23 protein-coding genes are annotated in these 25,697 nt (G+C 64.4%); 7 read left to right on the forward strand and 16 right to left on the reverse strand.

Going from position 1 to position 25,697, the window contains the following annotated elements:
* Window positions 1-112 precede the first annotated feature (112 nt).
* Together L8F45_RS09085 and L8F45_RS09090 are read left to right on the forward strand one after the other, a co-directional pair.
* Window positions 113-775 (forward strand): winged helix-turn-helix transcriptional regulator, encoded by a 663-nt coding sequence (locus L8F45_RS09085; RefSeq protein WP_342362555.1) that lies wholly within the window; start codon window positions 113-115, stop codon window positions 773-775.
* 73 nt (window positions 776-848) lie between these two features.
* Window positions 849-1,187, forward strand: coding sequence for an EthD domain-containing protein (locus L8F45_RS09090; RefSeq protein ID WP_342362556.1), 339 nt, complete (start codon window positions 849-851; stop codon window positions 1,185-1,187).
* Here L8F45_RS09090 and L8F45_RS09095 read toward each other — a convergent pair.
* Window positions 1,156-3,468 (reverse strand): Tex family protein, encoded by a 2,313-nt coding sequence (locus L8F45_RS09095; RefSeq protein WP_342362557.1) that lies wholly within the window; start codon window positions 3,466-3,468, stop codon window positions 1,156-1,158. The two genes, L8F45_RS09090 and L8F45_RS09095, sit on opposite strands and share 32 nt — an antisense overlap.
* 207 nt (window positions 3,469-3,675) lie before the next feature.
* Between L8F45_RS09095 and L8F45_RS09100 the strand changes: the two genes are divergently transcribed.
* The 3 genes from L8F45_RS09100 (at window position 3,676) to mazG (ending at window position 6,581) form a co-directional block, all read left to right on the forward strand.
* Window positions 3,676-4,413 (forward strand): GntR family transcriptional regulator, encoded by a 738-nt coding sequence (locus L8F45_RS09100; protein WP_342362558.1) that lies wholly within the window; start codon window positions 3,676-3,678, stop codon window positions 4,411-4,413.
* A gap of 61 nt (window positions 4,414-4,474) precedes the next feature.
* Window positions 4,475-5,671: a mannonate dehydratase gene (uxuA, locus tag L8F45_RS09105; RefSeq protein ID WP_342362559.1), complete on the forward strand. Its 1,197-nt coding sequence runs from the start codon at window positions 4,475-4,477 to the stop codon at window positions 5,669-5,671.
* 76 nt (window positions 5,672-5,747) lie between these two features.
* A complete protein-coding gene (gene mazG, locus L8F45_RS09110; RefSeq protein WP_342362560.1) occupies window positions 5,748-6,581 on the forward strand; it encodes a nucleoside triphosphate pyrophosphohydrolase in 834 nt (277 codons plus the stop codon).
* Here the strand turns inward: mazG and L8F45_RS09115 are convergent, their stop codons facing one another.
* The 8 genes from L8F45_RS09115 to dusB all read right to left on the reverse strand — a co-directional run bounded on the left by L8F45_RS09115 (window position 6,582) and on the right by dusB (window position 16,897).
* A complete protein-coding gene (locus L8F45_RS09115) occupies window positions 6,582-7,595 on the reverse strand; it encodes a 2-dehydropantoate 2-reductase (RefSeq protein WP_342362561.1) in 1,014 nt (337 codons plus the stop codon). It lies immediately after the preceding gene.
* A 9-nt stretch (window positions 7,596-7,604) separates the two neighbouring features.
* A complete protein-coding gene (gene hflX / locus L8F45_RS09120; protein ID WP_342362562.1) occupies window positions 7,605-8,969 on the reverse strand; it encodes a GTPase HflX in 1,365 nt (454 codons plus the stop codon).
* A gap of 15 nt (window positions 8,970-8,984) precedes the next feature.
* On the reverse strand, window positions 8,985-9,242 hold the full coding sequence (gene hfq / locus L8F45_RS09125; RefSeq protein WP_342362563.1) for an RNA chaperone Hfq: 258 nt from the start codon (window positions 9,240-9,242) through the stop codon (window positions 8,985-8,987).
* Between the two features lie 130 nt (window positions 9,243-9,372).
* Window positions 9,373-10,770 carry a nitrogen assimilation response regulator NtrX gene (ntrX, locus tag L8F45_RS09130; protein ID WP_342362564.1) on the reverse strand — a complete coding sequence of 466 codons (1,398 nt, stop codon included), beginning with the start codon at window positions 10,768-10,770 and terminating at the stop codon, window positions 9,373-9,375.
* The gene (locus L8F45_RS09135) at window positions 10,767-13,025 is read right to left on the reverse strand and encodes a sensor histidine kinase NtrY-like (protein ID WP_342362565.1); all 2,259 of its coding nucleotides are present in this window, start codon (window positions 13,023-13,025) and stop codon (window positions 10,767-10,769) included. Before L8F45_RS09135 ends, ntrX begins: the two co-directional genes overlap by 4 nt.
* A gap of 199 nt (window positions 13,026-13,224) precedes the next feature.
* Complete coding sequence (gene ntrC / locus L8F45_RS09140; RefSeq protein ID WP_342362566.1) at window positions 13,225-14,676, reverse strand: nitrogen regulation protein NR(I); 1,452 nt, start codon at window positions 14,674-14,676, stop codon at window positions 13,225-13,227.
* A gap of 8 nt (window positions 14,677-14,684) precedes the next feature.
* Window positions 14,685-15,839, reverse strand: coding sequence for a two-component system sensor histidine kinase NtrB (locus L8F45_RS09145; protein ID WP_425329992.1), 1,155 nt, complete (start codon window positions 15,837-15,839; stop codon window positions 14,685-14,687).
* Window positions 15,821-16,897, reverse strand: a complete 1,077-nt coding sequence (gene dusB, locus L8F45_RS09150; RefSeq protein WP_342362567.1) for a tRNA dihydrouridine synthase DusB — start codon at window positions 16,895-16,897, stop codon at window positions 15,821-15,823. The genes L8F45_RS09145 and dusB overlap by 19 nt, the downstream gene beginning before the upstream one ends.
* A 93-nt stretch (window positions 16,898-16,990) precedes the next feature.
* Here dusB and L8F45_RS09155 point away from each other — a divergent pair, with 93 nt between their 5' ends.
* A complete protein-coding gene (locus L8F45_RS09155; RefSeq protein WP_342362568.1) occupies window positions 16,991-18,172 on the forward strand; it encodes a bifunctional 2-C-methyl-D-erythritol 4-phosphate cytidylyltransferase/2-C-methyl-D-erythritol 2,4-cyclodiphosphate synthase in 1,182 nt (393 codons plus the stop codon).
* Window positions 18,173-18,187: 15 nt separating this feature from the next.
* Window positions 18,188-18,694 carry a CinA family protein gene (locus tag L8F45_RS09160; RefSeq protein ID WP_342362569.1) on the forward strand — a complete coding sequence of 169 codons (507 nt, stop codon included), beginning with the start codon at window positions 18,188-18,190 and terminating at the stop codon, window positions 18,692-18,694.
* Between the two features lie 6 nt (window positions 18,695-18,700).
* Here L8F45_RS09160 and L8F45_RS09165 read toward each other — a convergent pair whose 3' ends face one another.
* From L8F45_RS09165 to L8F45_RS09195, 7 genes are all read right to left on the reverse strand, one after another.
* Window positions 18,701-19,195 carry a type II toxin-antitoxin system RatA family toxin gene (locus L8F45_RS09165; protein ID WP_342362570.1) on the reverse strand — a complete coding sequence of 165 codons (495 nt, stop codon included), beginning with the start codon at window positions 19,193-19,195 and terminating at the stop codon, window positions 18,701-18,703.
* Between the two features lie 39 nt (window positions 19,196-19,234).
* Window positions 19,235-20,218, reverse strand: coding sequence for a lipoyl synthase (lipA, locus tag L8F45_RS09170; RefSeq protein WP_342362571.1), 984 nt, complete (start codon window positions 20,216-20,218; stop codon window positions 19,235-19,237).
* Window positions 20,219-20,429: 211 nt separating this feature from the next.
* Window positions 20,430-20,882 carry a DNA polymerase III subunit chi gene (locus tag L8F45_RS09175; protein ID WP_342362572.1) on the reverse strand — a complete coding sequence of 151 codons (453 nt, stop codon included), beginning with the start codon at window positions 20,880-20,882 and terminating at the stop codon, window positions 20,430-20,432.
* A gap of 45 nt (window positions 20,883-20,927) precedes the next feature.
* Window positions 20,928-21,722: an SMC-Scp complex subunit ScpB gene (scpB, locus tag L8F45_RS09180; RefSeq protein WP_342362573.1), complete on the reverse strand. Its 795-nt coding sequence runs from the start codon at window positions 21,720-21,722 to the stop codon at window positions 20,928-20,930.
* Window positions 21,719-22,537: a segregation and condensation protein A gene (locus L8F45_RS09185; protein WP_342362574.1), complete on the reverse strand. Its 819-nt coding sequence runs from the start codon at window positions 22,535-22,537 to the stop codon at window positions 21,719-21,721. Before L8F45_RS09185 ends, scpB begins: the two co-directional genes overlap by 4 nt.
* Window positions 22,538-22,579: 42 nt before the next feature.
* Window positions 22,580-23,599, reverse strand: coding sequence for a beta-N-acetylhexosaminidase (gene nagZ, locus L8F45_RS09190; RefSeq protein WP_342362575.1), 1,020 nt, complete (start codon window positions 23,597-23,599; stop codon window positions 22,580-22,582).
* Between the two features lie 81 nt (window positions 23,600-23,680).
* Window positions 23,681-25,642 (reverse strand): SPOR domain-containing protein, encoded by a 1,962-nt coding sequence (locus L8F45_RS09195; protein WP_342362576.1) that lies wholly within the window; start codon window positions 25,640-25,642, stop codon window positions 23,681-23,683.
* Between the last annotated feature and the right edge of the window lie 55 nt (window positions 25,643-25,697).

Consider the following 25,697-nt stretch of genomic DNA (forward strand, 5'->3'; position numbering starts at 1 on the left):
CGACTGCCCTCACCTCCGCTGATGCTCGATCGCCGCATAGGCCGCGCGACCAGATGCGTCCGGTCCGGAATCCGGACCTGCGCCAGCCTCGACGTCATGTTAGGATTCAGGCATGGCAAGCTACGGTCAATTCTGTTCGATGGCGCGCGCGCATGAAGCGATCGGCGGGCGCTGGACGCTTCTTATCGTGCGCGAAATCTTGAGCGGCGGGCGTCGCTTCAACGATATCAGGCGCGGCATTCCGCGCATTTCGCGCACGATGCTGTCGGAACGTTTGCAGGAACTCGCGCAGATCGGCGCGCTGGCCCGTCATGATGGCGAACATGGGCCTGAATATGAGCTGACCGACGCCGGGCGTGAACTCGCGACGCTCGTCATCGCGTTTGCGACATGGGGGCAGCGCTGGTTGTCGCGCAAATCGGACGCCGACATTGATGTCGAACCGGTGCTTGTCGACATGCAAAAGCGCGTGCGCATTGGCGCCCTGCCCGATCAGCCTCTCGTTGTGCGCTTCGAGATCGACGGGCCGCGCCGTCCGCGTTTCATGCTGCTGCGCGCCGAGGAGATTTCGCTATGCAAGGAAAATCCTGGCTTCCCCGAGCCGCTGAAAGTGCGGGCTCCTTTGTCTGCGCTGATCGCCTGGTGGCGCGGCGATGCGAGCTTCGCGATGGCGCAGCGAATGGGCCTCAAGCTTGAAGGGCCGCGCGCGCTGACGCGCGCTTTCCCCGACTGGTTCGCGCGCTACCAGTTCGCTGACATCAGGCCTGCCGCCTAGTCCGGATTTCGGACCCCACGCGCCCTTCGCTTTCGTCCATCAACTCCTCGCGCATCAAGCAAGGGAGACTTCGATGGCCGCTCATCTTCTCATCCTTTATCCGCCGCCTGCTGACGCGAAGGCGTTTGAACGCGCCTATCGCGACGAACATCTGTCCTTCGCTGGGCCGCGGCTCATCGGCGCGACTGGCGTCGTCACCAAGCGCGTCGTCGGGCCGGCCGCAAAGCCGCCCTATCACCTCATGTCTGACGTGACATTTCCCGCGCTCGACGCGCTGATGACATGCGCGGCGTCGAGCGGCAGCAAGGAAGCGCGGGCGCACGCCGCCTCGATCAGCACCGGAGGCGCCAACTGTTCTCGTCGTATCGGACGACGCGTGATCAGCGTTTCGGCGAAAGTCCGGCCTTCTTGAATGCGTCCGCGAACGCGTTCGATGAGGGCGTTGCGCCGCGATCGTTTTGTCGCGCGCGAGGCTCGAAAGATCGCTTGCCGCGCTCGGCCTGCGCGCCCGGCGTTGGCAAGGGATCATCGAGGCGCAGCGTCAGGCTGATCCGCTTGCGCGCGCGATCGACTTCAAGGACCTTCGCGCGAACGACGTCGCCCGGCTTCACGACGGCGCGCGGGTCCTTGATGAATTCTTTCGACAGCGCCGAGATATGCGCCAGCCCGTCCTGATGCACGCCGATGTCGATGAATGCGCCGAATGCGGCGACGTTCGTCACGGTTCCCTCAAGCACCATTCCTGGCTGGAGATCTTCGATCTTCTCGACGCCTTCCTTGAAGGTCGCGGTCTTGAAGGCAGGACGCGGATCGCGGCCGGGTTTCTCCAATTCCTGCAGAATATCGGTCACCGTCGGCAGGCCGAATTTTTCGTCGGCGAATTTCGCGGGCTGCAGCTTGCGCAGCGCCGTGGCGTTGCCGATCAGCGTTTCAATCGACGCCTGCGCCGCAGCCATGATCTTGCGCACGACCGGATAAGACTCGGGATGCACGCCCGAGCGATCGAGCGGATTGTCGCCGCCTGAGATGCGCAGGAAGCCCGCGCATTGCTCGAACGCCTTGGCGCCAAGGCGCGGCACGTCCTTCAGCGCCTCGCGACTTTTGAAAGCGCCGTTGGCGTCGCGATGGCTGACGATATTCAGCGCCAGGCTTTCGCCGACGCCAGACACCTGCGCGAGCAAGGGCGCGGACGCCGTGTTGACGTCGACGCCAACCGCGTTGACGCAGTCCTCGACGACGGCGCTCAACGAGCGGCCGAGTTTGAATTCGCTGACGTCATGCTGGTACTGGCCGACGCCAATCGACTTCGGATCAATTTTCACCAGTTCCGCCAGCGGGTCCTGCAAGCGCCGCGCGATCGAGACGGCCCCGCGCAATGACACGTCGAGATCGGGCAACTCCTTTGCGCCGTAGGCGGAGGCCGAATAAACCGATGCGCCCGCCTCCGAGACGGTCACCTTCGTGATGCGCATTCCATCGAGCTTGCCGATGAGATCGATAGCGAGCTTGTCAGTCTCGCGCGACGCCGTGCCATTGCCGACGGCGATCAATTCCACCTGATGCGCGCGCACAAGTCGCGCGAGCGTTGCGAGCGAGTCGTCCCATCGGCGTTGCGGCTCGTGCGGATAGATCGTGTCGGTCGCGACCACTTTACCCGTCGCGTCGACGACAGCAACCTTGACGCCGGTGCGATAGCCGGGATCGAGGCCCATGGTCGGCCGCGCGCCTGCAGGCGCGGCGAGAAGGAGGTCGCGAAGATTGCCGGCGAACACCTTGATCGCGTCTTCTTCCGCCTGCTGCCAGAGCCTGCCGCGCACATCGAGATCGAGATGCACAAGGATCTTCGTGCGCCACGCCCAGCGGACCGTGTCGAGCAACCATTTGTCACCCGCCCTGCCCTGATCGGCCACGCCAAAGCGATGCGCGATGCGACGCTCGTAGGATCCGTGCTGGCGTGGATCGGCCGGCGGCTCTTCGGGCTCGATCTGCAGCGAGAGCGCCTCTTCCTTCTCGCCGCGCAACATCGCGAGAATGCGATGGGAAGGGAGTTTCTTCAGTGGTTCGCGGAAATCGAAATAGTCCGAGAATTTCGCGCCGGCCTCCCGCTTTCCGTCGCGCAGCTTGGAGATCAGTGTCCCCTTGCTCCACAGTTCCTCGCGCAGGTCGCCGATCAGGCCGGCGTCTTCTGAGAAGCGCTCAACCAGGATAGCACGCGCGCCTTCCAATGCAGCCGCGGCATCACCGACGCCTTTTTCCGCATCGATATAGTTCGTCGCTTCGGCTGTTGGCTCTTTCGTCGCGTCTTGCAGCAGAAGATTGGCCAGCGGTTCGAGGCCCGCTTCGCGCGCGATCTGCGCCTTCGTCCGACGCCTCTGCTTGAACGGGAGATAGAGGTCCTCGAGCCTCGCCTTGCTGTCGGCGTCCGCGATCAGTTTTTCCAGATCAGGCGTCAGCTTGCCCTGCTCGCGAATGCTGTCGAGCACCGCGACCTTGCGCGCGTCGAGCTCGCGGAGATAGCGCAGCCGCTCGTCGAGCGTGCGAAGCTGCCCGTCGTCCAGTCCGCCCGTCGCCTCCTTCCGGTAGCGCGCGATGAAGGGGATCGTCGCGCCGCCATCGACCAGCGCGATTGTCGCAGCGACCTGCTCTTCCCGGACGCTGAGTTCTTCGGCGAGGCGCTCGGCGATTGATTTCATGGGGCGTCCGAAATGAGGCCGGTGGTCCGGCGGGACGCCGTCTCTCGCAGGATTCGTCGCGAAGTCGAGGCGCGGCGGCGGCCTCCTCAACCGGGAAATTTCGTCGGGGACGGCGGCCAAACACTTGCACTTTGACCGCCGCGGCGCTATCGCGCTCCGAGCTGGTCGACTAGTCGACCATATGAGTTTGGGAGGGAGGCCAGCGCGATGAGCAGCTCGGGATTCGCCCTTCGGGAAGCCGACGCCTCTCCAGCGCGCGCCATGCGCGCGCCCAGCATGCGCGGTATCTACGCCGAGATCCGCCAGGACATCGTCACCTTGCGCCTGCGGCCGGGCGAACGGCTTTCCGAGAACGAACTCGCGCTTCGCTTCCGGACCAGCCGCGCGCCGGTTCGCGAGGCGTTGATCAGGCTGGGCGAAGAAGGCCTGATCGACGTCAGGCCGCAGCGCGGCAGCTTCGTCAGCCGTATCTCTCTGGCGGCGATGGAGCGGGCGCGCTTCGTGCGCGAAGCGCTGGAGCTGGCGGCCGTGCGCAAGGCGGCCCAGAGCGGCCTGCCCCCGGCGCTTGCAATGCGAGCGCGCGATGCCATCGCGGAGCAGAAGCGCGCCGCCGATGACCCCGAACATTTCACCCGCGCCGATGACGCCTTTCACGCCGCCCTGGCCGACGCCAGCGGCGTCTCGCAGCTCTGGAGCGTGATCGAGCGGGAGAAGGCGCAGTTCGATCGCATCCGCTTCCTCAGCGTGCCCAACGCGACGCCGGCGAAAGTGCTGATCGATCAGCACATGGCGATCCTGACCGCGGTCGAATATCAGGATCCGGAAAGCGCCGAGCGCGCCATGCGCCGGCACATGTCGGAAGTGTTGAAGATCGCGCAGACGCTCGCCGAGGCGCATCCCGATTTGATCGTCGATGATCTTCCGCCGCCGCGGGACGCGTCCTGAGCGCTCGCGGCTTACCAGCGCAGTCAATCAATTTACATAGAGATCGCAGGGAGAATTTGTCGTGGAACAGAGCTGGCGCTGGTTTGGTCTGGGAGACGTTGTGCCGCTAAGCGCCATCCGGCAGGCGGGCGCCAGCGGCGTCGTGACCTCACTGCACCAGATTCCTTACGGCGTCGTGTGGAGCGTGGCGGAGATCGAGGAGCGGAAGGCGCTTCTCGCCGCCGATCCCTCGCTCGGCCTGCGCTGGAACGTGGTCGAGAGCCTGCCGATCCATGAGCGCATCAAGATCGGCGAAGGCGATCTCACCGAGCTGTTCGACAATTATCGCCAGTCGATGCGCAATCTCGCCGCCTGCGGCGTGAAGACCATCTGCTACAACTTCATGCCGGTGCTCGATTGGACGCGCACCGAGCTTTATCATCGCCTGCCCGGCGGCGGCTCCGCCCTGCGCTTCAATGCGCATGAGTTCGCGGCATTCGACTGCTTCATGCTGCAGCGAAAAGGCGCCGAAGGTGATCATTCCGCCGAAGTGCTGCGCCGCGCCAAGGACTGGTTCATCGACGCGTCGGAGGACGACAAGTCGAAGCTTCTCAACAATATCATGGCGGGCCTGCCCGGCGCTTTCGATCGCTACGACATTCCCGCGTTGCGCAAACATCTCGCGCGCTACAACGATATCTCCGTCGAAGGCCTGCGTGAAAATCTGGCGCGCTTTCTGCGCGAAGTCATTCCGACCGCGGAAGAACATGGCATGCGATTGGCGATCCATCCGGACGACCCGCCGAAATCGCTCATGGGTCTCCCTCGCATCGTGTCGAAAGCCGAGGATCTGGAATTCATCACGAAGGCTGTCGACTCTGTCGCCAACGGCGTCACCTTCTGTACGGGCTCGCTCGGCGCCGGCCCGCACAACGATCTGCCTGCGATCGCCAGGAAGTTTGCGAGCCGCATCCATTTCGCCCATCTGCGCAATGTCGCGAAAGACCCGGATGGCTCCTTCATGGAGGCCGATCATCTCGGCGGCGACACCGACATGGTCGAGATCGTCGATATTCTGCTCGCCGAGCAGAAGCGCAGGAAAGACGCCGGCGAAGCGTCATGGCGTATCCCGTTTCGCCCCGACCATGGCCATGAATTGCTGGATGATATCGGCAAGGGCAGCTTCCCCGGCTATTCCGCAATCGGACGCCTCAAGGGGCTGGCCGAAATCCGCGGCGTGATGACTGCGCTGGCGAAGGTGAAGTCGCTGCCGCTGTAGCGCCGGTGGGACATTTGATGTGGACGCGGCGGGCCGCCGCGTCGCCTACCGTGCGTTAGGACGATAAGGTCGAGTGGTGAAAACCTCCCGCGACATCGCCGATCTCATCGCCATCATGGCTGCGCTCAGGACGCCCGGAACGGGCTGTCCCTGGGACCTCGAACAGACGTTCGCGACCATCGCCCCTTATACGATCGAGGAGGCGTCCGAGGTCGCGGACGCGATCGCACGTGGCGATCTGGTCGATCTTCGGGAGGAGCTTGGCGATCTTCTGCTGCAGGTCGTTTTCCACGCCCGCATAGCCGAGGAGGAAGGCGCGTTTTCCTTCGGCGATGTGGTGCAGGCGATCACGGAGAAGCTGATCCGCCGCCATCCCCATGTTTTTGGCGATACGCGCACCCTGTCGCCGGAAGCCGTGAAGAATCTCTGGGCGGAGATCAAGGCTCGGGAGAAAGCAGAACGTCGAGCGGCGCGCGCGGCGGCCGGGTTGCCCGACGACGCCGATCGCGGCGCGCTGGCGGGTGTTCCCGGCGACCTGCCTTCGCTCTTGCGGGCTCTGAAATTGCAGCAGAAGGCCGGCGCGGTTGGCTTCGACTGGAACGACGCGCGCGCTGTGCTGGCGAAATTGAAAGAGGAAATCGCCGAGACTGAGGAGGCTTTGGAGCTGGGTGACGACTTCGCGATCGCCGAGGAGATCGGAGACTTCCTGTTCGCCGCCGTCAATCTGGCGCGCCATGTCTCGGTCGACCCTGACATGGCGTTGCGTGCGGCCAATCTGAAATTTGAGCGACGTTTCCGCGCGATCGAAGACGCGCTGGCGGCAAGCGGCCGGACGCCTGCCGAAAGCACGCTCGAGGAAATGGACGCGCTCTGGAACGAGGCGAAGCTGGCGGAGAAGAAGCGTGCGTGATTAGCGGCGCATCGCCGCCAGCAATTCCGGTCCCGTCCAGTTTGAGCGGCCGCCCTCCTCCGCCTTACGGATCAATTCGACGAGACGCTCGTTCACCGGCGCGCGCATGCCCTGCCTTGCGGCGAGGCGCACGATTTCTCCGTTGAGCCAATCGACCTCCGTCTTCCGGCGGGCGGCGAGATCATCCGCCATCGACGAGCGGGCCAGCGGATCGATGGCGAGCATGCGGCGCGCAACAATCCGAAAGAGAAAGTCCGGCGTGCGCAGCAAGCTCGGAATGAACCGCGGCGGCAGCGGCGTCATTCGCGTCGGCGCAATGCGCGCGGCTGAAAGTGCGGCGAGCGCCTCGTCATGCGCCAAGGCGAGACAGCGGCGGAAGTCTTGCTGCATGAGTTGATCGCGCAGCGGGAGCCCAGACAGCGCGTTGACCGCGTTGTTGAGATTGAGCAGCAGCTTCCCCCATTGGATGGGCCTGATGTCCTGATAAAGGCGCAGCGGAATCCCCGCGTGATCAAAAAATGGGAGAAATCGCTGCAGCGCAGGGTGATTCTGTGCGCCAATTTCGCCATCTGTGCCTTGGTGAAATGATCCCTCTCCGCGCTCGATCACATTGAACGCCACCATCCCGCCGAGAACGACGCGGCCGTGCAACGCCGCACGCAGAACATCATCATTGCCGACGCCGTTCTGCAGGCTGACTACGATTGCATTCGGCTTGAGAATATCGGCGAGCATCGCGCCTGCGTTCGCCGTCGCCGCCGACTTCACGGTTACGAGAACGAGATCGGCGCCGCGGGCCGGCGCGGCGTCAAGGCTGTATCGCAGCTTGTCTGGCGTCAGCCTGAAGTCTGCGCCACGAAAATCGGAGAGGCGGAGCCCGTTTTCCGCGATTATGTCGCGCACACGCTCGCGGCCGACGAAGTTGACGGACGCGCCCGCCGCGGCGAGTCTCCCGCCGATATAGCAGCCGATGCTTCCCGCTCCGAAGATGCAGATTTGCGCCGGCGTCGTCATACAGGCGATCTATTGGCGAAGGCGCGCGCCGGGGAATTTCGCCTCGAAGCGGCCTCGTCGCTCGGGCGCAACGCGCACCACAAGATGCTGGCGGCCGTCCGGCTCGCTGCGCCGATCAAGCACCTCCGTCCGCTCATGCAGCCAGGAGACTCCCCGCCCGTCTTCTGGCGAGAGGGTGATCACATAGGTCAACGCCTGGCTGGAGAGCGCTTGCTCGACCGCGCCGAGCAACCGGTCAGCCCCCTCGCCGGTCAGCGCCGAGACTGCGATCGCTGCGGGTTCGTTGCCGCGCGCCGCCGCCTTGGCGATAAGCGTGTCGCGCGCCTCCGGCGCCATCAGATCGATCTTGTTCCAGACCTCGATGAGAGGCGCCGCCTGTTCGCCGGCGACGCCAAGTTCGCGCAGGATGCTTTCGACATCAGCCGCCTGCGCGTCGCTGTCCTCATGGGCCACGTCACGGACATGCAAGATGATGTTGGCCTCCACCACGTCTTCGAGCGTGGCGCGGAACGCAGCGACAAGCATGGTCGGCAGATCGGAAATGAAGCCGACAGTGTCTGACAGGATGATCCGTGAGCCGTGCGGCAGCTTGATCGCGCGCGCTGTCGGATCGAGCGTCGCGAACAGCAGGTCCTCGGCGAAGACGTCCGACTTCGCGAGGCGATTGAACAGCGTCGACTTGCCGGCGTTGGTGTAGCCGACCAGCGCTGCTATCGGATAAGGCGTGCGGCGGCGGCTGGCGCGATGCAGAGCGCGTGTCTTCTTGACGGCTTCGAGATCGCGCTCGATCCGCGAGATGCGCTCCTGGATGAGACGCCGATCGATTTCGATCTGGGTCTCACCGGGACCGCCGAGGAAGCCGAAGCCGCCGCGCTGGCGCTCAAGATGGGTCCAGGAGCGGACGAGTCGGCTGCGCTGATAGGTTAGATGCGCCAGCTCGACCTGCAGCGCGCCTTCCTTCGTGCGCGCGCGGCGGCCGAAGATTTCGAGGATGAGCCCAGTCCGGTCGATGACCTTGCAATCCCAGGCGCGTTCAAGATTGCGCTGCTGCACGGGGCTTAGCGCGCAATCCATCGAGACGAGCCTGACGTCTTGCTCCTTCACCTGTGCGGCGATTTCGTCGACCTTGCCCTTGCCGAGATAGGTTGCTGGGCGAATCTCGCCAAGCAGAACGAGTTCGACATCGAGGACGTCGAGATCGATGGCGCGCGCAAGGCCCGCGGCTTCGTCGATACGCGCCTCCGGCGAACGGCTAGTCCCTGCCGCTGCGCCGGCCTTTCTGGGATAGGCTCCGATGACAATGGTCGGAGTTGCGGCGGCCGCCGCCCTCGCCTCATCGACGACCGGACGGCCGCCCGGATTTGCGCCGGTCATTCCAGCCGGGGCGGCTCAGCTGCGATCCGCGCCGGCGGCCTCATCGGCGGGGTCGAAGAGCTGCACCGGCGCGCCCGGCATGATCGTGGAGATCGCATGCTTGTAGACGAGTTGCGAATGGCCGTCGCGACGAAGCAAAACGCAGAAATTGTCGAACCAGGTGACGACGCCCTGCAGTTTGACGCCATTCACCAGAAAGATCGTCAGCGGTATTTTGTGCTTCCGCACATAGTTAAGAAATGTGTCCTGCAGATTCTGCGTCCGCTCGGCCATGCCCCACCTCTTGTCGTTCTCCCCTGTACGGGGATGTGGTTGTCAAACAGCGATCTGAAAAAGGTCCTACACGCAAAGACCTGAGACTACAAACATAGCTCATCCCCATGCAAGGATAGAGCCATGCACGCTACGCAGCCGTTTCTTGACGCTCCTCGCGATCGCCGACGCCCAGCGATTTGAGCTTGCGATGCAGGGCTGACCGCTCCATCCCGATGAATTCGGCCGTGCGCGAGATGTTGCCGCTGAACCGATTGATCTGGGCGATCAGATATTCACGTTCGAACTCCTCACGCGCCTCGCGCAAAGGCAGGCCAAGAAGACGTTCGCCGCCGGCGCCGCTTGGCGTCATCGGCACCAGCGCTCCTACCTCCTGGGGCAGCATTTCAGCGGTCACTTCGCTCGAGGGATCGCCGCCCGCGAGGATCATCAATCGCTCCACATTGTTGCGGAGCTGGCGGACATTGCCGGGCCAGTCATGGGCCTGCAGAACCGCCAGCGCATCCGCAGCGATGCGCCTCGACTGCAGGCCCGTAGCGACGGAAATCTGCTCCATGAACGCGCCGATGAGATGCGGAATGTCGTCGCGACGCTCGGCCAGGGACGGCACGCGCAGCGGCACGACGGCGAGCCTGTGGTAAAGATCCTCACGCACGCGGCCGGCGGCGATCTCGGTCGGGAGGTCGCGACTGCTTGACGAGACGATGCGGACGTCCACGTTCACGCGAGCCGCGCCGCTGACGCGCTGAAAACTCTGCTCGGTGAGCACGCGCAGGATCTTACCCTGCGTCTCGCGCGGCATGTCGCAGATTTCGTCGATATAGAGAGTGCCGCCATGGGCCTCCTCGAGCGCGCCGACGCGCCGCGGCGTTTCGCCATTCGCCTCGACGCCGAACAGCTCGATCTCCATGCGCTCGGGCGTAATCGTTGCGGCGTTGATCGTCACGAACGGGCCGTTGTTGCGCGAGGACTGCGCATGGATCGTCCGAGCCGCGAGTTCCTTGCCAGCTCCCGGCGCGCCCGCGATCAGAACGCGCGCATTCGTCGGCGCGACCTTGTCGATCGCCTGCCGCAATTGATTGACGGCGAGCGAAACGCCGATGATCGCTGACCCTTGCGACGAACGCGCCTTCAGCTCGCGCACTTCGCGCCTGAGGCGCGACGTCTCAAGCGCGCGCTCCGCGACCAGCAGGAGCCTGTCGGCCTTGAACGGCTTTTCGATGAAATCGTAAGCGCCCTTCTTGATGGCCGAGACCGCCGTCTCGATGTTGCCGTGCCCGGAAATCATCACCACGGGCAGATCGGCGTGATCGCGCTTGATGATGTCGAGCACCTGTAACCCATCGATCTTGCTGCCCTGCAGCCAGATATCGAGAAAGACGAGATGCGGGCGACGGGAGCCGACGGCTGCGATGGCCTCGTCGGCGGAGCCGGCCGTGCGCGTCTTGTAGCCTTCGTCTTCGAGGATGCCGGCGACGAGTTCGCGAATGTCGCTCTCGTCGTCGACGATGAGGATGTCCGCGCTCATATCATCTGCTCCACAGGTTCTTTCGCGGCGGGCGCCTGATCGACGGCGATGATCGGGAACCACAGCCGCACGCGCGCGCCACGTCCTCTTGGATTGTCCAGGAGTTCGATTCCGCCGCCATGGTCCTCCAGAATCTTGCCAACAATGGCAAGACCAAGGCCTGTCCCGCTTTCGCGCGTCGTCATGTAAGGCTCAAGCAAGCGCTGGCGATTTTCAACCGGAAACCCTTTGCCATTGTCATCGATGTCAATCGTAATGATGCGCGTTTGCGGATCGACAGCGAGACTGACATCGACGCGGCCGCCCATCTCTGCGCTGATTGGCTTGTCGCCGCTGATTGCTTCCGTCGCATTTTTCACGACATTCGTGAGCGCCTGGCCGATCAGCCGTCGGTCGAAACGCGTCACGATGGGCCGATCCGGCACATGATCTGCGATTTCGATGTCGGGATTGCCGACGCGCATCATGAACACCGTCTGCCGCACGAGATCGGAGAGATCGTCTGATTCCGGCGTCGGCTTCGGCATGCGCGCGAAGGACGAGAACTCATCCACCATCCGCTTGATGTCGTCGACCTGCCGGATGATGGTTTCCGTGCATTGATCGAACACCGCGCGATCGTCGGTGATGACGCGTCCGTATTTCCTGCGAATACGTTCGGCCGAGAGCTGGATCGGCGTCAACGGATTCTTGATTTCATGCGCGATACGGCGCGCCACGTCGGCCCAGGCCGACGTGCGCTGCGCCGTGACGAGATCGGTGATGTCGTCGATCGTGATGATCTGCCCCCGCTCATCGGAGTCGGGCGAGCGCTCGGTCGTCACGCGCACATTCACGAGCCGTTCGCGGCCGTTGCGCACGAGCGACATCTGATGCTGCTGCGACGAGCGCCCGCTTTTGGCGATCAGCGCCGCAAGCTCCGACCAGATCTCGGCGAGCGGCTTCGACAACGCGGCTCCGGGATCGATCTGAAGCAATTGTTGCGCGGACGGATTGACCACGGTCACCGAGCCGCGGTTATCCAGGCCGATAACGCCCGCAGAGACGCCTGAAAGCACAGCTTCAGTGAAGCGGCGGCGTTCATCAATTACGGCGCTTGCGTCAACGAGACGGTCACGCTGGCGACGCAACTCCTCGGTCATCTTGTTGAACGTGCGCCCAAGAAAGGCGAGATCGCCATCGCTCTCGCGGATGGGGACCTGCAATGCGAAATTGCCGGTCGAGACCTGATCGGCTGCGGTGATCAACCGGCGCACCGGCGCGACCAGTCGATTGGCGAAACTCAGCCCCAGCCACGCGGCGCAGAGCGGCACCACCAGCGCGATCATGGTGTAGAGCGTCGCGAAAGCGAACTTGATGCCGCCCTTGCGCTCCTCAAGCGCACGATAATAAACGAGCCCGGCTTCCGCGACGGCAGGAAATTCGAGCGCGCGCGGATCGACCGGCCGTCCGGCGAAAACGAAGGTGTCGGGATAGGCGTTGAGTTTCAGAAGCAGGCGAAAAACGTTGCCTTCCTTCGGAATGAAGCACCAGGGCTCGCCGTCGGCGGCCGCTTCGAAATCTTCTTTCTCCGGCATGAGCGCGCCGTCGAGTTGCGCGAGTTCGACCTTGTCGAGAATAGTTCCGTCGCTCTTGACCAGCATCACATGGGGGAAGCCAAGGTATTTCGCACGATTGGTCAGGAACTGGCTGAAGGTTCCTTTGGCTTCGTCGAACATCGGCTTGGCGCGATCGAGATCGCCCGCCATCAACCCGATCTCGCGCGTCATCATCCGGCATTGTGTTTCGGTGTATTCCTTCGCGATCTCGACCGATCGGGTGATGACGCTGCTGACGGATGAGCTGAACCAGGGATCGAGCCCGCGATCGAGCGTGATCATTGCGATCACCGCCATCAGGATCGCCGGTGCGGTCGCGACAAAGCCGAACCAGCGCATGATGCGGCCATGCAGCTTCGCGCCAGCCGCCTGCGCTCTCCTCGCCCTGAACAACGCCAGCGCTTCAAGAATGACAATGATCAGCAACAGCCCGATCAGCAGCACGTTCAAGCCAAACATCGCGAGGACGAGATGGCTGCTTGGTTCGACTGTCATGAAGCCTGCGAGCACGACGAAGGTCGCGCCTGCCGAGACGAGGGACAGGATGACGACGCCCATGCCGATGAGCGACGACACCCGCCTCTTGCTGAGCCGCTCCGCCTCCTGACTCCAGCTTGGCGCCGGACCTGTCGGCGCGAGTGAGGGCGGACTCGTCATTCCAGGCATTGTCTCCGTGGCGGCTGTAAGGGGCTGGTCGCGCAGCGACTCTGATGCCCGCCGACCACACTGTTGTCAAAAAGCGACATTTCCGGGGCCATCCGACACAGGGCGCCATCGCAGCAGGTGGGGGCGCAGACGGTTCGCCGCGCATCAGCGCGGCGGTCAGTTGCGACGTGTGAACCCCAGTGGTCGCGCGTCAGCGCGGCATGCGGAGCAACTGGATATCCAGGTCGCGGATCTTCTTGCGCAGCGTATTGCGGTTCAGTCCAAGCAGTTCCGCCGCCTTGATCTGATTGCCCCGGGTCGCCGCCAGCGCCGCGGTGATCAGCGGCTGCTCAAGATCGCGCAGGAGGCGATGATAGAGTCCCGGCGGCGGCAACCGGCCTGAAAATCCTGCGAAATATTGCGCCAGATGATGCTCGACGAAATCGGGGAGCGTCAGAGACGTAGAGCCGCTCATGTCGACCGGCGCGGGAGCCGCCGCGCGGCTGTCGGAGTCGAGCTCGTTGGTGATGACGGAGGCGCCGATCGTGTCCTGGGGATAGAGCGCGGAGAGCCTCCGTATCAGGTTCTCGAGCTCCCGGATGTTGCCAGGCCATTGATAGCTTTTCAGAGCGTCGAACGCCGCCGCGTCGAGCGTCTTGCGGCCAAGCCCCTCCTTTTCGACCAGTTTGAAGAAGTGCCTGACAAGGTCGGGAATGTCTTCGGCGCGCTCGCGCAGAGGCGGCAGCCGCAACGGCACGACGTTCAGGCGGAAGAACAGATCCTCACGGAACAGCCCCTGCTGGATGAGCTGCCGCAGGTCCTTGTTCGTCGCCGCAACGATCCGGACATTCGTCTTGATCGGGGTGCGGCCGCCGACGGTGGTGTATTCGCCCTGCTGAAGCACGCGCAAGAGCCGCGTCTGGGCTTCCATCGGCATGTCGCCGATCTCGTCGAGAAACAGCGTTCCGCCCTCGGCGATCTCGAACTTGCCGGGGCTGCGCATCGTCGCGCCGGTGAAGGCCCCCTTCTCATGGCCGAACAAATCGGACTCGATCAGCTCGCGCGGGATCGCCGCCATGTTCACAGCGACGAAGGGCCCTTTCCGGCGCTTGCCATAGTCATGCAGCGCCTTGGCGACGAGCTCCTTGCCGGTGCCGGACTCGCCAACGATCATGACGGTCAGGTCCGTCTGCATGAGACGGGCGAGCGTGCGATAGATGTCCTGCATCGCCGGCGAACGGCCGACAAGCGGGATGTCGTCCGGCGCCTCGATCGGTTCGGCGGCTCCGGCGACGCGCGGGCGTGACAGGGCGCGGCCGACGACGGCGATCAGCTCCTTGAGATCGAAAGGCTTCGGCAGATATTCGAAGGCCCCTCGTTCGGAGGCCTTGATCGCGGTCATGAACGTATTCTGCGCGCTCATGACGATCACGGGGAGCTCGGGTCGGAGCTTGCGGATGCGCGGCAGGAGATCAAAGGCGTTCTCGTCGGGCATCACGACGTCCGTGATCACGAGGTCGCCGTCGCCGGCCGACACCCAGCGCCATAGCGACGCCGCGTGGCCTGTCGCCCTCACATCATACCCGACCCGGCTCAGCGCCTGGTTCAACACCGTCCTGATGGCTGCATCGTCGTCTGCAATGAGAATGCTTGCGCTGGGCATTCCAGTCCTCATTCGTCGGCTGCGCGACCGTCCCGCGCGACCGCCATCGGGAGTAGGACCTTGAAGGTGGTGCGTCCCGCCGATGACTCGCACGACACGGCGCCGCCGTGGTCACCGATAATCTTCGCGACCAAAGCAAGACCAAGGCCAGAGCCCTGGGTCTTGGTGGTGAGGAATGGATCGAACAGGTGCGGGAGGATGTCGGCCGCGATGCCGGCCCCATTGTCGCGCACGGTGAATTCGAGCGGCAGAGCCACCTTCTCGGTCGATGACGGCAGCGTCATCCGGATACCCGGCCGAAAGGCCGAGGACAGGATGACTTCGCCATCAATCGCATGTTCGCCAATAGCTTCCGCCGCATTCTTCACGAGATTGAAGAAGACCTGGATGAGTTGATCACGATTGCCCATCACGCGCGGCAGCGATGGATCGTAGTTTTCGACGAAGCGGATGTGGCGCGCGACGCCCGTCTGGGCCAGCCGCTTCACATGTTCGAGCACTTCATGGACGTTGACGGGATCGCGCTGGATCGGCCGCGTGTCGCTGAACAGATCCATCCCGTCGACGAGTTTCACGATGCGCTCGGTCTCGTCGCAGATCAGCGTCGTCAGCATCCGATCGGCGTCAGTCACCGAGGATTCGAGAAGCTGGGCCGCCCCTTTGATGCCCGACAGCGGGTTCTTGATCTCATGGGCGAGCATCGAGGCGAGCGCCGTTACGGATCGCGCGGCGCTGCGATGGTTGAGTTGCCTGCCCATTTTTTCGGCAATCGTCCGCTCCTGCAACATGACGACTACTTGCCCCGGCGCGTCAGGCACGGGCCCGGCGAAGACATCGGCGCTGCGGTCGCCCGTCCGGGGAGTCCCGAGGTCGAAATCATAGCCGCTGACGCTGGCGCCCTGTCTGCGGACATCCTCAATCAGGGTCACGAGTGGCGATCGAGCCGGCAAAAGGCTCGGCAATGTGTAGCGACGCATCACGGCAAGGCTGACGCCGAGAAAGGTCTCCGCAGCGGGATTGGCGTCGATGATATGGTCTTGCTCATCGACGACGATGATGGGGGTCGGCATGACGCGCACGATCGCGTCCGCGCGCCGGCTCGAAGCCGAAGCGACCGACTCCTCGAACTGATGATATCCCGCATTCATGCCGCTATCGCCCATGTTTCATCCGCGTCAAACGCGTCGCGGATGTGACGCACAACTTCGCTGGGGTCTTCGCTCATGAGCGCTCCGTGATGGCGCGCGAGCCTGTCAGGCGCGCCCAGGCAGGCGTCCTGGAGATAGGCCGCGACATGCTTGCGCGCATGCCTGAGGCCCATGTTCCGGCCATAGAGAGCAAGCAGCCCGTCATAATGTTCGATCGCGGCGTCGCGCCGGACCGAAGCCGCAGGGCGCAGCGCCGGCCCGCCATCCCGGAGAGCGCGGCCAAGGGCGGCGGGCAGCCATGCCCGACCGAGCGCCGATCGCCCAACCATAAGGGCCTGTGCGCCTGATTGATCGAGACAAAGTCGCGCATCATCGGCCGTGACGATATCGCCGTTAGCGACGGTAGGAATCGACACTGCATCCGCCACGGAACGGATCGCCGGCCAGTCCGCCCTGCCCTTGTAGAACTGACAGCGGGTGCGGCCATGCACCGTGACCATCCGGACGCCGCACGCTTGCGCACGCAGCGCCAGATCAGGCGCGTTGCGGCTGGCGTCGTCCCAGCCAAGCCGCATCTTCAATGTGACGGGAACTTTCACGGCGGCGGCGACCGCCTCAATCAGCGTCGTCGCGTGGGCCAAATCTCGCATGAGGGCGGAGCCGGCCCAGCCGCCCACGACCTTCTTCGCGGGGCATCCCATATTGATGTCGATAACAGCCGCGCCGGAGCTTTCGGCGACCTGCGCCGCCTCCGCCATCCATTTGGCGTCGCAGCCGGCGAGCTGCACGACATGGGGATGGACTCCCGTTCCCTCGGAGCGCAGAAGGGCCTCGTGGTCGCGACGCGCCAGCGCGTCCGAAGCGACCATTTCCGAGACCACCAGCGCCGCGCCGAACCGATGGGCGATCCGCCGGAAGACCACATCCGTGACGCCTGACATGGGCGCCAGGATCAGCGCTCCCAATCCGAGCCGCGCACCGATCACGTCGCCCCCCGCTGACGTGCCTAGTGTTTGTGCAAGTTCATTCACTGCCTGCACCATAATCACCTTTTCGGCCCTGTCTACTGGCATACAAGCCTTATCGCCGGCGAAATATTGCAGCGCAACCAAATCGCGCCTATGCCGGTCGCCCGGGCTGCGACTGTGGTCCTAATGGAGTCAGAGATGACCGTCGCCACGTTGATCGTCGCCGCCGGCAGAGGCGTCCGAAACGGATCGGATACGCCGAAACAATATCGGCGGCTGGCCGGTCGGGTCGTTCTGGCGCGATCCATGGAGGCGTTTCTCTCCCATCCCGGCGTTGATCTCGTGATGGTCGCGATCCATCCCGATGATGAGTTTCGTTTCGAGGAATTGCGCGCGTCGCTGCCGCCCAAGAAGCTGGTGCTGAAAGCGCATGGCGGCGCCACGCGACAGGAGTCGGTTCGACTGGGGCTGGAAGCGTTAACGGCCTATTCGCCCGATATCGTGCTTGTCCACGACGCGGCGCGCCCTCTTCTGTCGCGGGCGCTCGTCAGCCGCGCCATCGAAGCGGCCGAGAAGCACGGCGCGGCTGTGCCCGGCGTTCCCGTCGCTGATACGCTCGTGCGGGTCGGCGCCGATGGCGTCGTCGCCGAGCAGGCGGACCGCTCATCCGCCCGCGCGATCCAGACGCCCCAGTCCTTCCACTTCCCATCCTTGCTCGCAGCGCATCGCGCCGCCATCGCGCACGGTCTTGGTGAACTGACGGATGATGGCGCCGTGATGCGGGCCGCCGGCCACTCCGTCCACGTCTTCGAGGGCGAGCGCGGCAATGTGAAGCTCACCTGGCCATCGGATTTCGAGGAGGCCGAGCGCCGCCTCGGCGCCGCGCTGATCTCGCGCGTCGCGTCGGGCTACGATGTGCATGCGTTCGGCCCTGGCGACCACGTCTGGCTCGGCGGCGTGAAGATCCCCCATGATCAGGCGCTCGTCGGCCATTCCGACGCGGACGCGGGCCTTCATGCGCTCACCGACGCGCTGCTTGGCGCCGCGTGCGACGGCGACATTGGCGCGCATTTCCCGCCCAGCGATCCGACCTGGCGCGGAGCGTCGTCGGATCTGTTCCTGAAATTCGCCGCCGATCGGGTGCGCGATCTCGGCGGCGTCATCGATCACCTCGACCTGACAATCGTGTGCGAAGCGCCGAAGATCGGGCCGCATCGCGAAACCATGCGCGAGCGTATCGCGGAGATCGCCGACATTTCCACGCACGCCGTCTCGATCAAGGCGACCACATCGGAACGACTGGGCTTCACTGGCCGGCGCGAAGGACTGGCGGCCTATGCGACGGCGACGGCGCGGTTGCCGGAACGCAGCGCCGCGTGACACAGTTAAGGGACCATGATCGATCCCGTCGCGACTGAACTTGCTCGAGAGACTCTGCAGCTCGCGCGCGCGCGCAGCCTGATGATCGCCACGGCGGAAAGCTGCACCGGCGGCATGGTGGCGATGCTGCTCACCGATATCGCAGGCTCTTCTGATGTGTTCGAGCGCGGCTTCGTCACCTATTCCAATCGCGCCAAACAGGAGATGCTGGGCGTGCCCTTCGATCTCCTGGAGAAGCATGGCGCAGTCAGTCGCGAAGTGGCGCTTGCGATGGCGGAAGGCGCACTGGCGCGATCTGCGGCGCAATTATCGGTCGCGATCACCGGGGTTGCGGGGCCCGGCGGCGGAAGCGCGGAAAAGCCTGTGGGGCTCGTGCATCTCGCGGCACGGAAATTCGACGGCCAGGTCGCGCATCGCGAATGCCGGTTCGGCGCGAAGTCGCGGCATGACATTCGCAGCGATGCGGCGCGCGTCGCTCTGTCGATGCTGATCGATATGCTCGGCGAAAAAGCTTACGCCTGAAGGCGCTCAGCCGTTGTTCGGCCGCGGCGAGAGAACGCCACTGGCCGTTCCGCCCTTGCCATAGACCTGATCGGCGCGCGCGTCGAACGCGCCCGTGAACATGCGGAAGATGCGATCGAATACGGCGCCCGCCAGCGTCGCCAGCACGCGGCTGCGGAACTCGTAGGAAATATAGAAATCAATCGCGCTGCCCTTGGGATCGGGCTCGAAACGCCAGCGGTTTTCGAGGAAGCGGAACGGCCCGTCGATATATTCGACATCGATGATGAGCTTCGGCCGATCAAGCGTGACGCGGCTGGTGAAACGCTCATTGATCGACTTGTAGCCAACCTGCATGTCGCAGATCAGCACGTCCCTGCCCTCGCTGTCGCGAGCGCGTCGTTTCAAAACCAGTCCCGTGCAGAAAGGCAGGAATTCCGGGTATTTCTCGACGTCGGCGACCAGATCGAACATCTGTGTCGGCGAATGCGTGACGGGATGGCGGGTGCGGAAGGAAGGCATGTTCAGGCCGTCCTCATCGCGATGCGCTGCATGAAACGCTCAGCGACCGAGCTTCGCCAGCCGCGCCGCCTTGAGCTTCGCGAAATCGTCGCCCGCATGATGAGAGGAGCGCGTCAGCGGCGTTGACGAGACAAGCAGGAATCCCTTGACCGAAGCGATCGTGGCGAAGCTCTTGAATTCATCCGGCGTCACGAAACGAATGACGGGGTGATGCTTTCGCGACGGGGCGAGATACTGGCCGATGGTGAGGAAGTCGACGTCGGCGCTGCGTAAATCGTCCATGAGCTGAAGGATCTCGTTCCGCTCCTCGCCAAGGCCGACCATGATGCCCGACTTTGTGAAGATCGTGGGATCGAGCTCCTTCACCCGTTGTAGCAGCCGGATCGAATGGAAGTAGCGCGCGCCGGGCCGCACTGTAAGATAGAGCGACGGCACGCATTCGAGATTGTGGTTGAAGACGTCGGGGCGTGCGGCGACAACGACTTCAAGGGCTCCGTCCTTGCGCAGGAAGTCGGGCGTCAGGATTTCGATCGTGGTCGCGGGCGTGCGCGCGCGGATCGCGCGAATGGTGCGGGCGAAATGTTCGGCGCCGCCATCGGCGAGATCGTCGCGGTCGACTGACGTGATCACGACATGGGAGAGGCCAAGCTTGGCGACTGCATCGGCGATCTTGTCAGGCTCGTCCTGATCGAGCGCGCCGGGCATGCCGGTGCGGACGTTGCAGAAGGCGCAAGCCCTCGTGCAGGTGTCGCCCATGATCATGAAGGTGGCGTGCTTCTTCTCCCAGCACTCGCCGATGTTAGGGCAGCCAGCCTCCTCGCAGACCGTGACGAGCTTGTGCTCCTTCACGATGCTGCGGGTCTCGGCCCATTTGGGCGATCCGGGCGCCTTGACCCTGATCCAGTCAGGCTTGCGCAGAACAGGCGCTTCCGGGCGCGCAGCTTTCTCCGGATGACGGGGCTTCGCGGGCTCTTCGGCCCGGCGCGGGTCCTGTCCCTTCAAGAGATCGAGCACGACGGCCATGGCGGGCCCTTCTGCGACGTAACGCCTGACAACTAGGGGCTAAAGCTTAAGGCCGCAACCAACAGCCAGAGCATGGCGCGAAAAAGTGGGAACCGGTTTTCCGCGAAGGCCATGCTCTAAACTTTTGGAATCGATCACGTTCATGGCGTTGGATTGAATCAATCCAAAGCCATCGTGATCTTGGTGCGCGCGCAACGGTCATGCGACCTGATCAGGCCTTCTTTTCCCAGCGGCCGGAGTCATTTTGCTGCCAATAGGTCAGCTCGTGGCCGGAGCCGCGCAGGGCCTTCCATGACAGTCGGGCGGCTGAGACAGCGTCCTCATCATTGCCGTCGAACATCAGAACGACGCGCTGATAGCCGGCCGGGTCGGTCGGCATCGCCGCATTCTCCACCACGAAGCGAACCTCGGCGCTGTTGGGATTGCTGATGCTGGTCGTCAGGACAACAGGCTCGTCAGCAAGATCCGTTTCGCCTTCGGCGGCGTGAGGAAGGAACGACTGATCGTCGTAGGTCCACAGGAGCGTGTCGATCGCGTCGAGTCGCTCGCGCGTGGAGAACTGCACGACCGCCTTCCAACCGCGATCAAGACTGCGCTCGAGCAGCTTCGGAAGCACGTCGTCGAGCGACTGCCTTTCGAGGTGGTAGAACAGGATTTCCGTCATGGACCAACAAGGCTCAGGAAAGCGGCGCTGAGTCCGCCTGCCGGATCAGTTCTCGTTGTCGTTGCTGGAGCGCGGCTGGTCCAGCTCGTCACTGTCGGCTTCGTCGCTCTCAAGCGTGCTATCGTCGGTTGTCTCTTCGCCCTCGCCTTCCGCAGCCGCGTCTTCGCCTGCAGCGGCGCCCTCGACATCGAGGCGCAGTTCCTCGTCATCGATCGGGTCCTCGTCGTCGTGCAGTTGCGGGCTGTCGGTCGGCGCCGGGATGTCGAAGCCGGCGGGGAGCTGACCATCGAAGAAGCCGGCGCCACGGAGTTCCGCAAGGCCGGGAAGATCGCCGATATCGGCAAGGCCGAAATGTTCGAGGAACGCCTGTGTCGTGCCATAGGTGACCGGGCGACCCGGCGCCTTGCGGCGGCCGCGCATCCGCGCCCAACCGGTCTCGATGAGGACGTCCAGCGTGCCCTTCGATGTCGAGACGCCGCGGATCGACTCGATCTCGGCGCGGGTCACGGGCTGGTGATAGGCAAGGATCGCCAGCGTCTCCATCGCGGCGCGGGAAAGCTTGCGCTGCTCGACTTGTTCGCGGACGAGCAAGGTCGCGAGATCGGGCGCCGTCCGGAACGCCCAGCGGCCCGCGACCTTGACGAGATTGACGCCGCGGCCAGCGTAGAACTCGCTCAGCGACTGCAGCACGTCATCGATATCGACTTCTTTCGGCAAACGCTCCGCCAGCGCCTCGCGCGTCAACGGCTCCGAGGCGGCGAACAGCAGGGCTTCAACGGTGCGCAGCGCTTCTTCAAACATTTCCGGCGACGCCGTCCGCAACACCTTTTGGACACTCACGCAACGATCTCCTGAAGCGGCGGACTGGTTGACGAGGGCGGCTTCGACCGCAGCATGATCGGCGCGAAGGCCCGATCCTGCCTGAGATCGAGCAGTCCTTCCCGCACCATCTCAAGGGTGGCGACGAAGGCCGACGCAGTGATCGTCGAGCGCATCGCCGGCTCAGTCATGTAATGGATGAGGTAGCTGTCGAGCGGCGTCCAATCGAGGGCGCGGCCGACCACCTTCTCCAGCGCCTCGCGCGCCTCGACCAGGGACCAGACGAAGCGCTTCTTCATGGCGACGCGCGTCATCGCCGTCTTCTGGCGCTGACGCGCATAGGCCGACAGCAGATCGTAGACGCTCGCCTGATACAGAGGCGTCTTCTGCACAACGACGGGCTGCGGCATGCCGCGGGCGAAGATGTGGACGCCAAGCTGATCGCGCTCGGCAAGTTTTTTGGCCGCGGCGCGCATCGCCTCCAGACGGCGCAGGCGCGATGCCAGATCGGCGGCGAGCTCGGCCGCGCTCGGCTCCTGCGAATTCGCCTTCTCCGGCAGCAGCAGCCGCGACTTGAGGTAAGCCAGCCAGGCGGCCATCACGAGATAGTCGGCGGCCAGTTCAAGCCGCATCCGGCGCGCCTGCTCGATGAACACGAGATACTGCTCGGCCAAGGCGAGGATCGAGATCTTGGCGATGTCGACCTTCTGTCGGCGCGCGAGCTCGAGCAGCACGTCGAGCGGGCCCTCGAAACCATCGACATCGACGATCAGCGCGGGTTCCGTGTCCCCGCGATCTGACTCGAACATGTCGGGATCAATGAAATCCGTCGCCATCCCGCGAATCGCGCCTTTTCCTGAACCGTGAATCTGAGGCTGTCAGACGATTGTCGCAAGCGCGGCGTCGAAACGGGCGCGGGCTTCCACAACATCCAGCGGTTCGGGGTCATGTGTAATGCGGGCCAAGGCGGCGGTCGCGCGGCGCCTGGCGGAGCGCGCCAGCGTCGGCGCCGCGGACGCGATTGCGGTCATTTCGGTCATGTCGCCGTTGCAGTGAAGCAGCATATCGCAGCCGGCCTTGATGGCGGCCGCGGCGCGCTCCGAGAAAGAGCCGGACAAGGCTTTCATCGAGAGATCGTCGGTCATGACGAGGCCGTCATAGCCGATCTGACCGCGGATAATCCGCCGCATCACCTTCTTCGAGGTCGTCGCGGGCCGGTCGGGGTCGATGGCGCGATAGACGACATGAGCCGTCATGGCGAGCGGCATGTCCGACAGGACCTTGAAGGGCAGGAAGTCCGAGGTTTCGAGATGGCCAAGCGGCGTATCGACCTCTGGCAGCGCTTCATGGCTGTCCGCCCCGGCGCGGCCATGCCCGGGCATATGCTTGATGACGGGAAGCACGCCGCCGGCGAGCAACCCTTCCGCAGCGGCGCGGCCGAGAATGGCGATCGTATCGGGATCAACGCCATAGGCGCGATCGCCGATCACATTGTGAGCGCCTTCGATCGGAACATCCAGAACCGGCAGGCAATCGACTGTAATGCCAACGGATTTCAGGTCATGCGCGATCAGCCTCGCGCCGAGCCTGGCAATTTCGCGCCCGGTCAGCGGGTCGTTGGCGCGAAGCTTTCCGTAGACGGCTCCTGGCGGATATTTCCGCCAGTGCGGCGGCCCCAGCCGCTGCACGCGCCCACCTTCCTGGTCGATCAGGACGGGCGCATCGAGGCGGCCTACCGCGCTTCGAAAAGCGTCAGTGAGTTCCTTGACTTGCCCGGGACTCTCGATGTTTCGTCTGAAGAGGATCAAGCCCCACGGATTGGCTTCCCGCAGAAATGCGAGTTCCGATCGCGTCAAGACGGGTCCTACGCAACCCACGATAAGAGCGCTGACGGCCATGCCGCAGCTTTAGGGGTCGGGATTCACACAGACAAGCGATGGCGGTCGACTGTCCCCCGCCAAAGTCACGACGCTCCAGCGTCAGTTCGGCTGCAGAATGCAATCCTGACCTTTGCTCTTGAGCGAGGCGCAGAGTTGCCCGGCTTCCTCGCGGGACATGGAGCCGAAGCGCACCCGATAGCGCATCTGACCCTTCACCTCGCGGCGCTGGACGCTCGACGAGAGCGAACCCAGTTCGGAATAGCGCGATTGCAGCCGACCGATCGCCGAACGGGCGTCGCCATCGCTGCCCTCGGAGGCAAGCTGGACGACAAAAGAGCCGCCGCCGGCATGGGTTGGCGCCGCTTCCGAAGCGGTCGGAGCCGGCGCGGGCGGCTCGATCGCGGCGACGCGCTGGGGCGGTTGGCTGCTGCGGGCTGATCGATTCGGCGGCGTGATCTGGAGCGGACCTGAGCCGTTCGCAGCATCATCGATTGTCTCTGGCGCGCGAACGGGCGACGGAGCAGGTTTGGCTTGCGCCTGCTGGCGCGCGGCGGCGTTCGCTTCACGTGAAGCCCCGATCGAGCCCTGCACCTTCGGTTTCGGCGGAGGCGGAGGAGCAGCCTGCGGCGCCGCCGATTGAGCCGCGGCGACAGGAGCTGGTTGCGGAGGGGTAGCCGCCACGGAAGGCGCAGGAGTTGGAGCCGCCGCGAGAGGCGTCGCGGCGGGCTTGGGCGGCTCCGGAGGCGGAGGCGCGGGAGCAGCGATCACGGGCGCGGGCAAAGGCGCAGTCGGCTGCACCTGCGTCGAGCCGGGCTCGGGCGGCTTGATCGCGACCGTGCGCACCCGTTTCGGCTCAGGCTGAGCAGTCGCGGCGATATCCGCCGCCGTCGGAATCGAGCCGACTGCAGCCGGCGCCGCCACGGTTGGCGCAGGAGCCGGACCAGAGGGCATGGAAATCGAGGCTACAATCTTGGGAGCGTCCGTCGCCGTCATATTCGACGGCGCTGCCGCAGCCTCGCGACGAACCGCTTCCCTGAGATCAAGCGGCTGCTCCTCCGAATTCACGACTTTGGCGGAGAGTTTGGGCGCAGGCAGGTTGCGCTCGAGTATTTGCCTGTTCTGGTCGGGAATCTCGAGGCCGCCAGGGTTGGCGGGCGCAATCTTTATCGGCCCCTTGTCGGCGACGATCAAAGGCGGCGAACCTCCGCCGATGAACTTTCCACCGCCGCTGCGCATCGACAGCGCGCCGCCGATCCCAAGCGCAGCGATGCCCATGACTGCCGCGACCATGACCAAGGGCCGGCGGCTCTTTCGCGGAGCCGGCTCCGGCTCGACCATCTCGGCCGCTTCCTCTCGCCACAAAGGTTCTTCGTGAGACGCCGCGGCGTAGGACGGTGCGACATCAGCTTCCCGTGACGCGCACGCAAGCTCCGCATCGAAGTCAAATTGCGGCGGCGCAGGTTCCGGCGGCGCATGGTCCGTGGCGTTCCGTAACGACCAGTCAGGGAAGTTCGTGGTCGTCGCAGTCGCAGGGACCGGCGACGGAGGCGCGGGTTTGGGCGCGCTGGTCTTCAGCAGATTGTCGAGCGACCGCATCGCGTCTTCGAGATCGTCGGGACGGCGGCGCGGCGCTGGCGGAGCGTCGCGCTGCAGCAGCCGTTCGATGTCGTCTTCGATGCTGGCGAATTCGCTCCTGGACGTCGAAGCCGACTGCGGCGTTTCGGCGACTGAATGGAAGACCGGTTCAATCCGTTGCGGCTGAGGCGCAATCACCGCTCGCGCAGTCTGCGCGGCCAGCACCGTCGAAGATTGCGGCTGCGGCTGAGGCGGCTGGAGAGACGGCGTCGCGCGAACATAGGGCGCGCGCGGCGGCTCGACAGGAGCGGCTTCCACCCGCGGCGTCTCGCGACGAGTGACGGGCGCGCCCGACACGATCCGCGCCAGCTCCGCGAGCGGGTCTTCCGCCGCGCCGCCTGACGCCGGCAACGCCGAGGCCTGACGGATGTGACGCTCGATCTCGTCGAGATTGATGCCCTGATGCGGTCTTGCCTTTTCGCTCATCGTCTTCGGAGGTCCCCTCGACCAGCTCTCCGACGGGCTCCCCCTCGCCCGGCGC

It is taken from the genome of Terrirubrum flagellatum (genome assembly GCF_022059845.1).
GTDB lineage: Bacteria > Pseudomonadota > Alphaproteobacteria > Rhizobiales > Beijerinckiaceae > Terrirubrum > Terrirubrum flagellatum.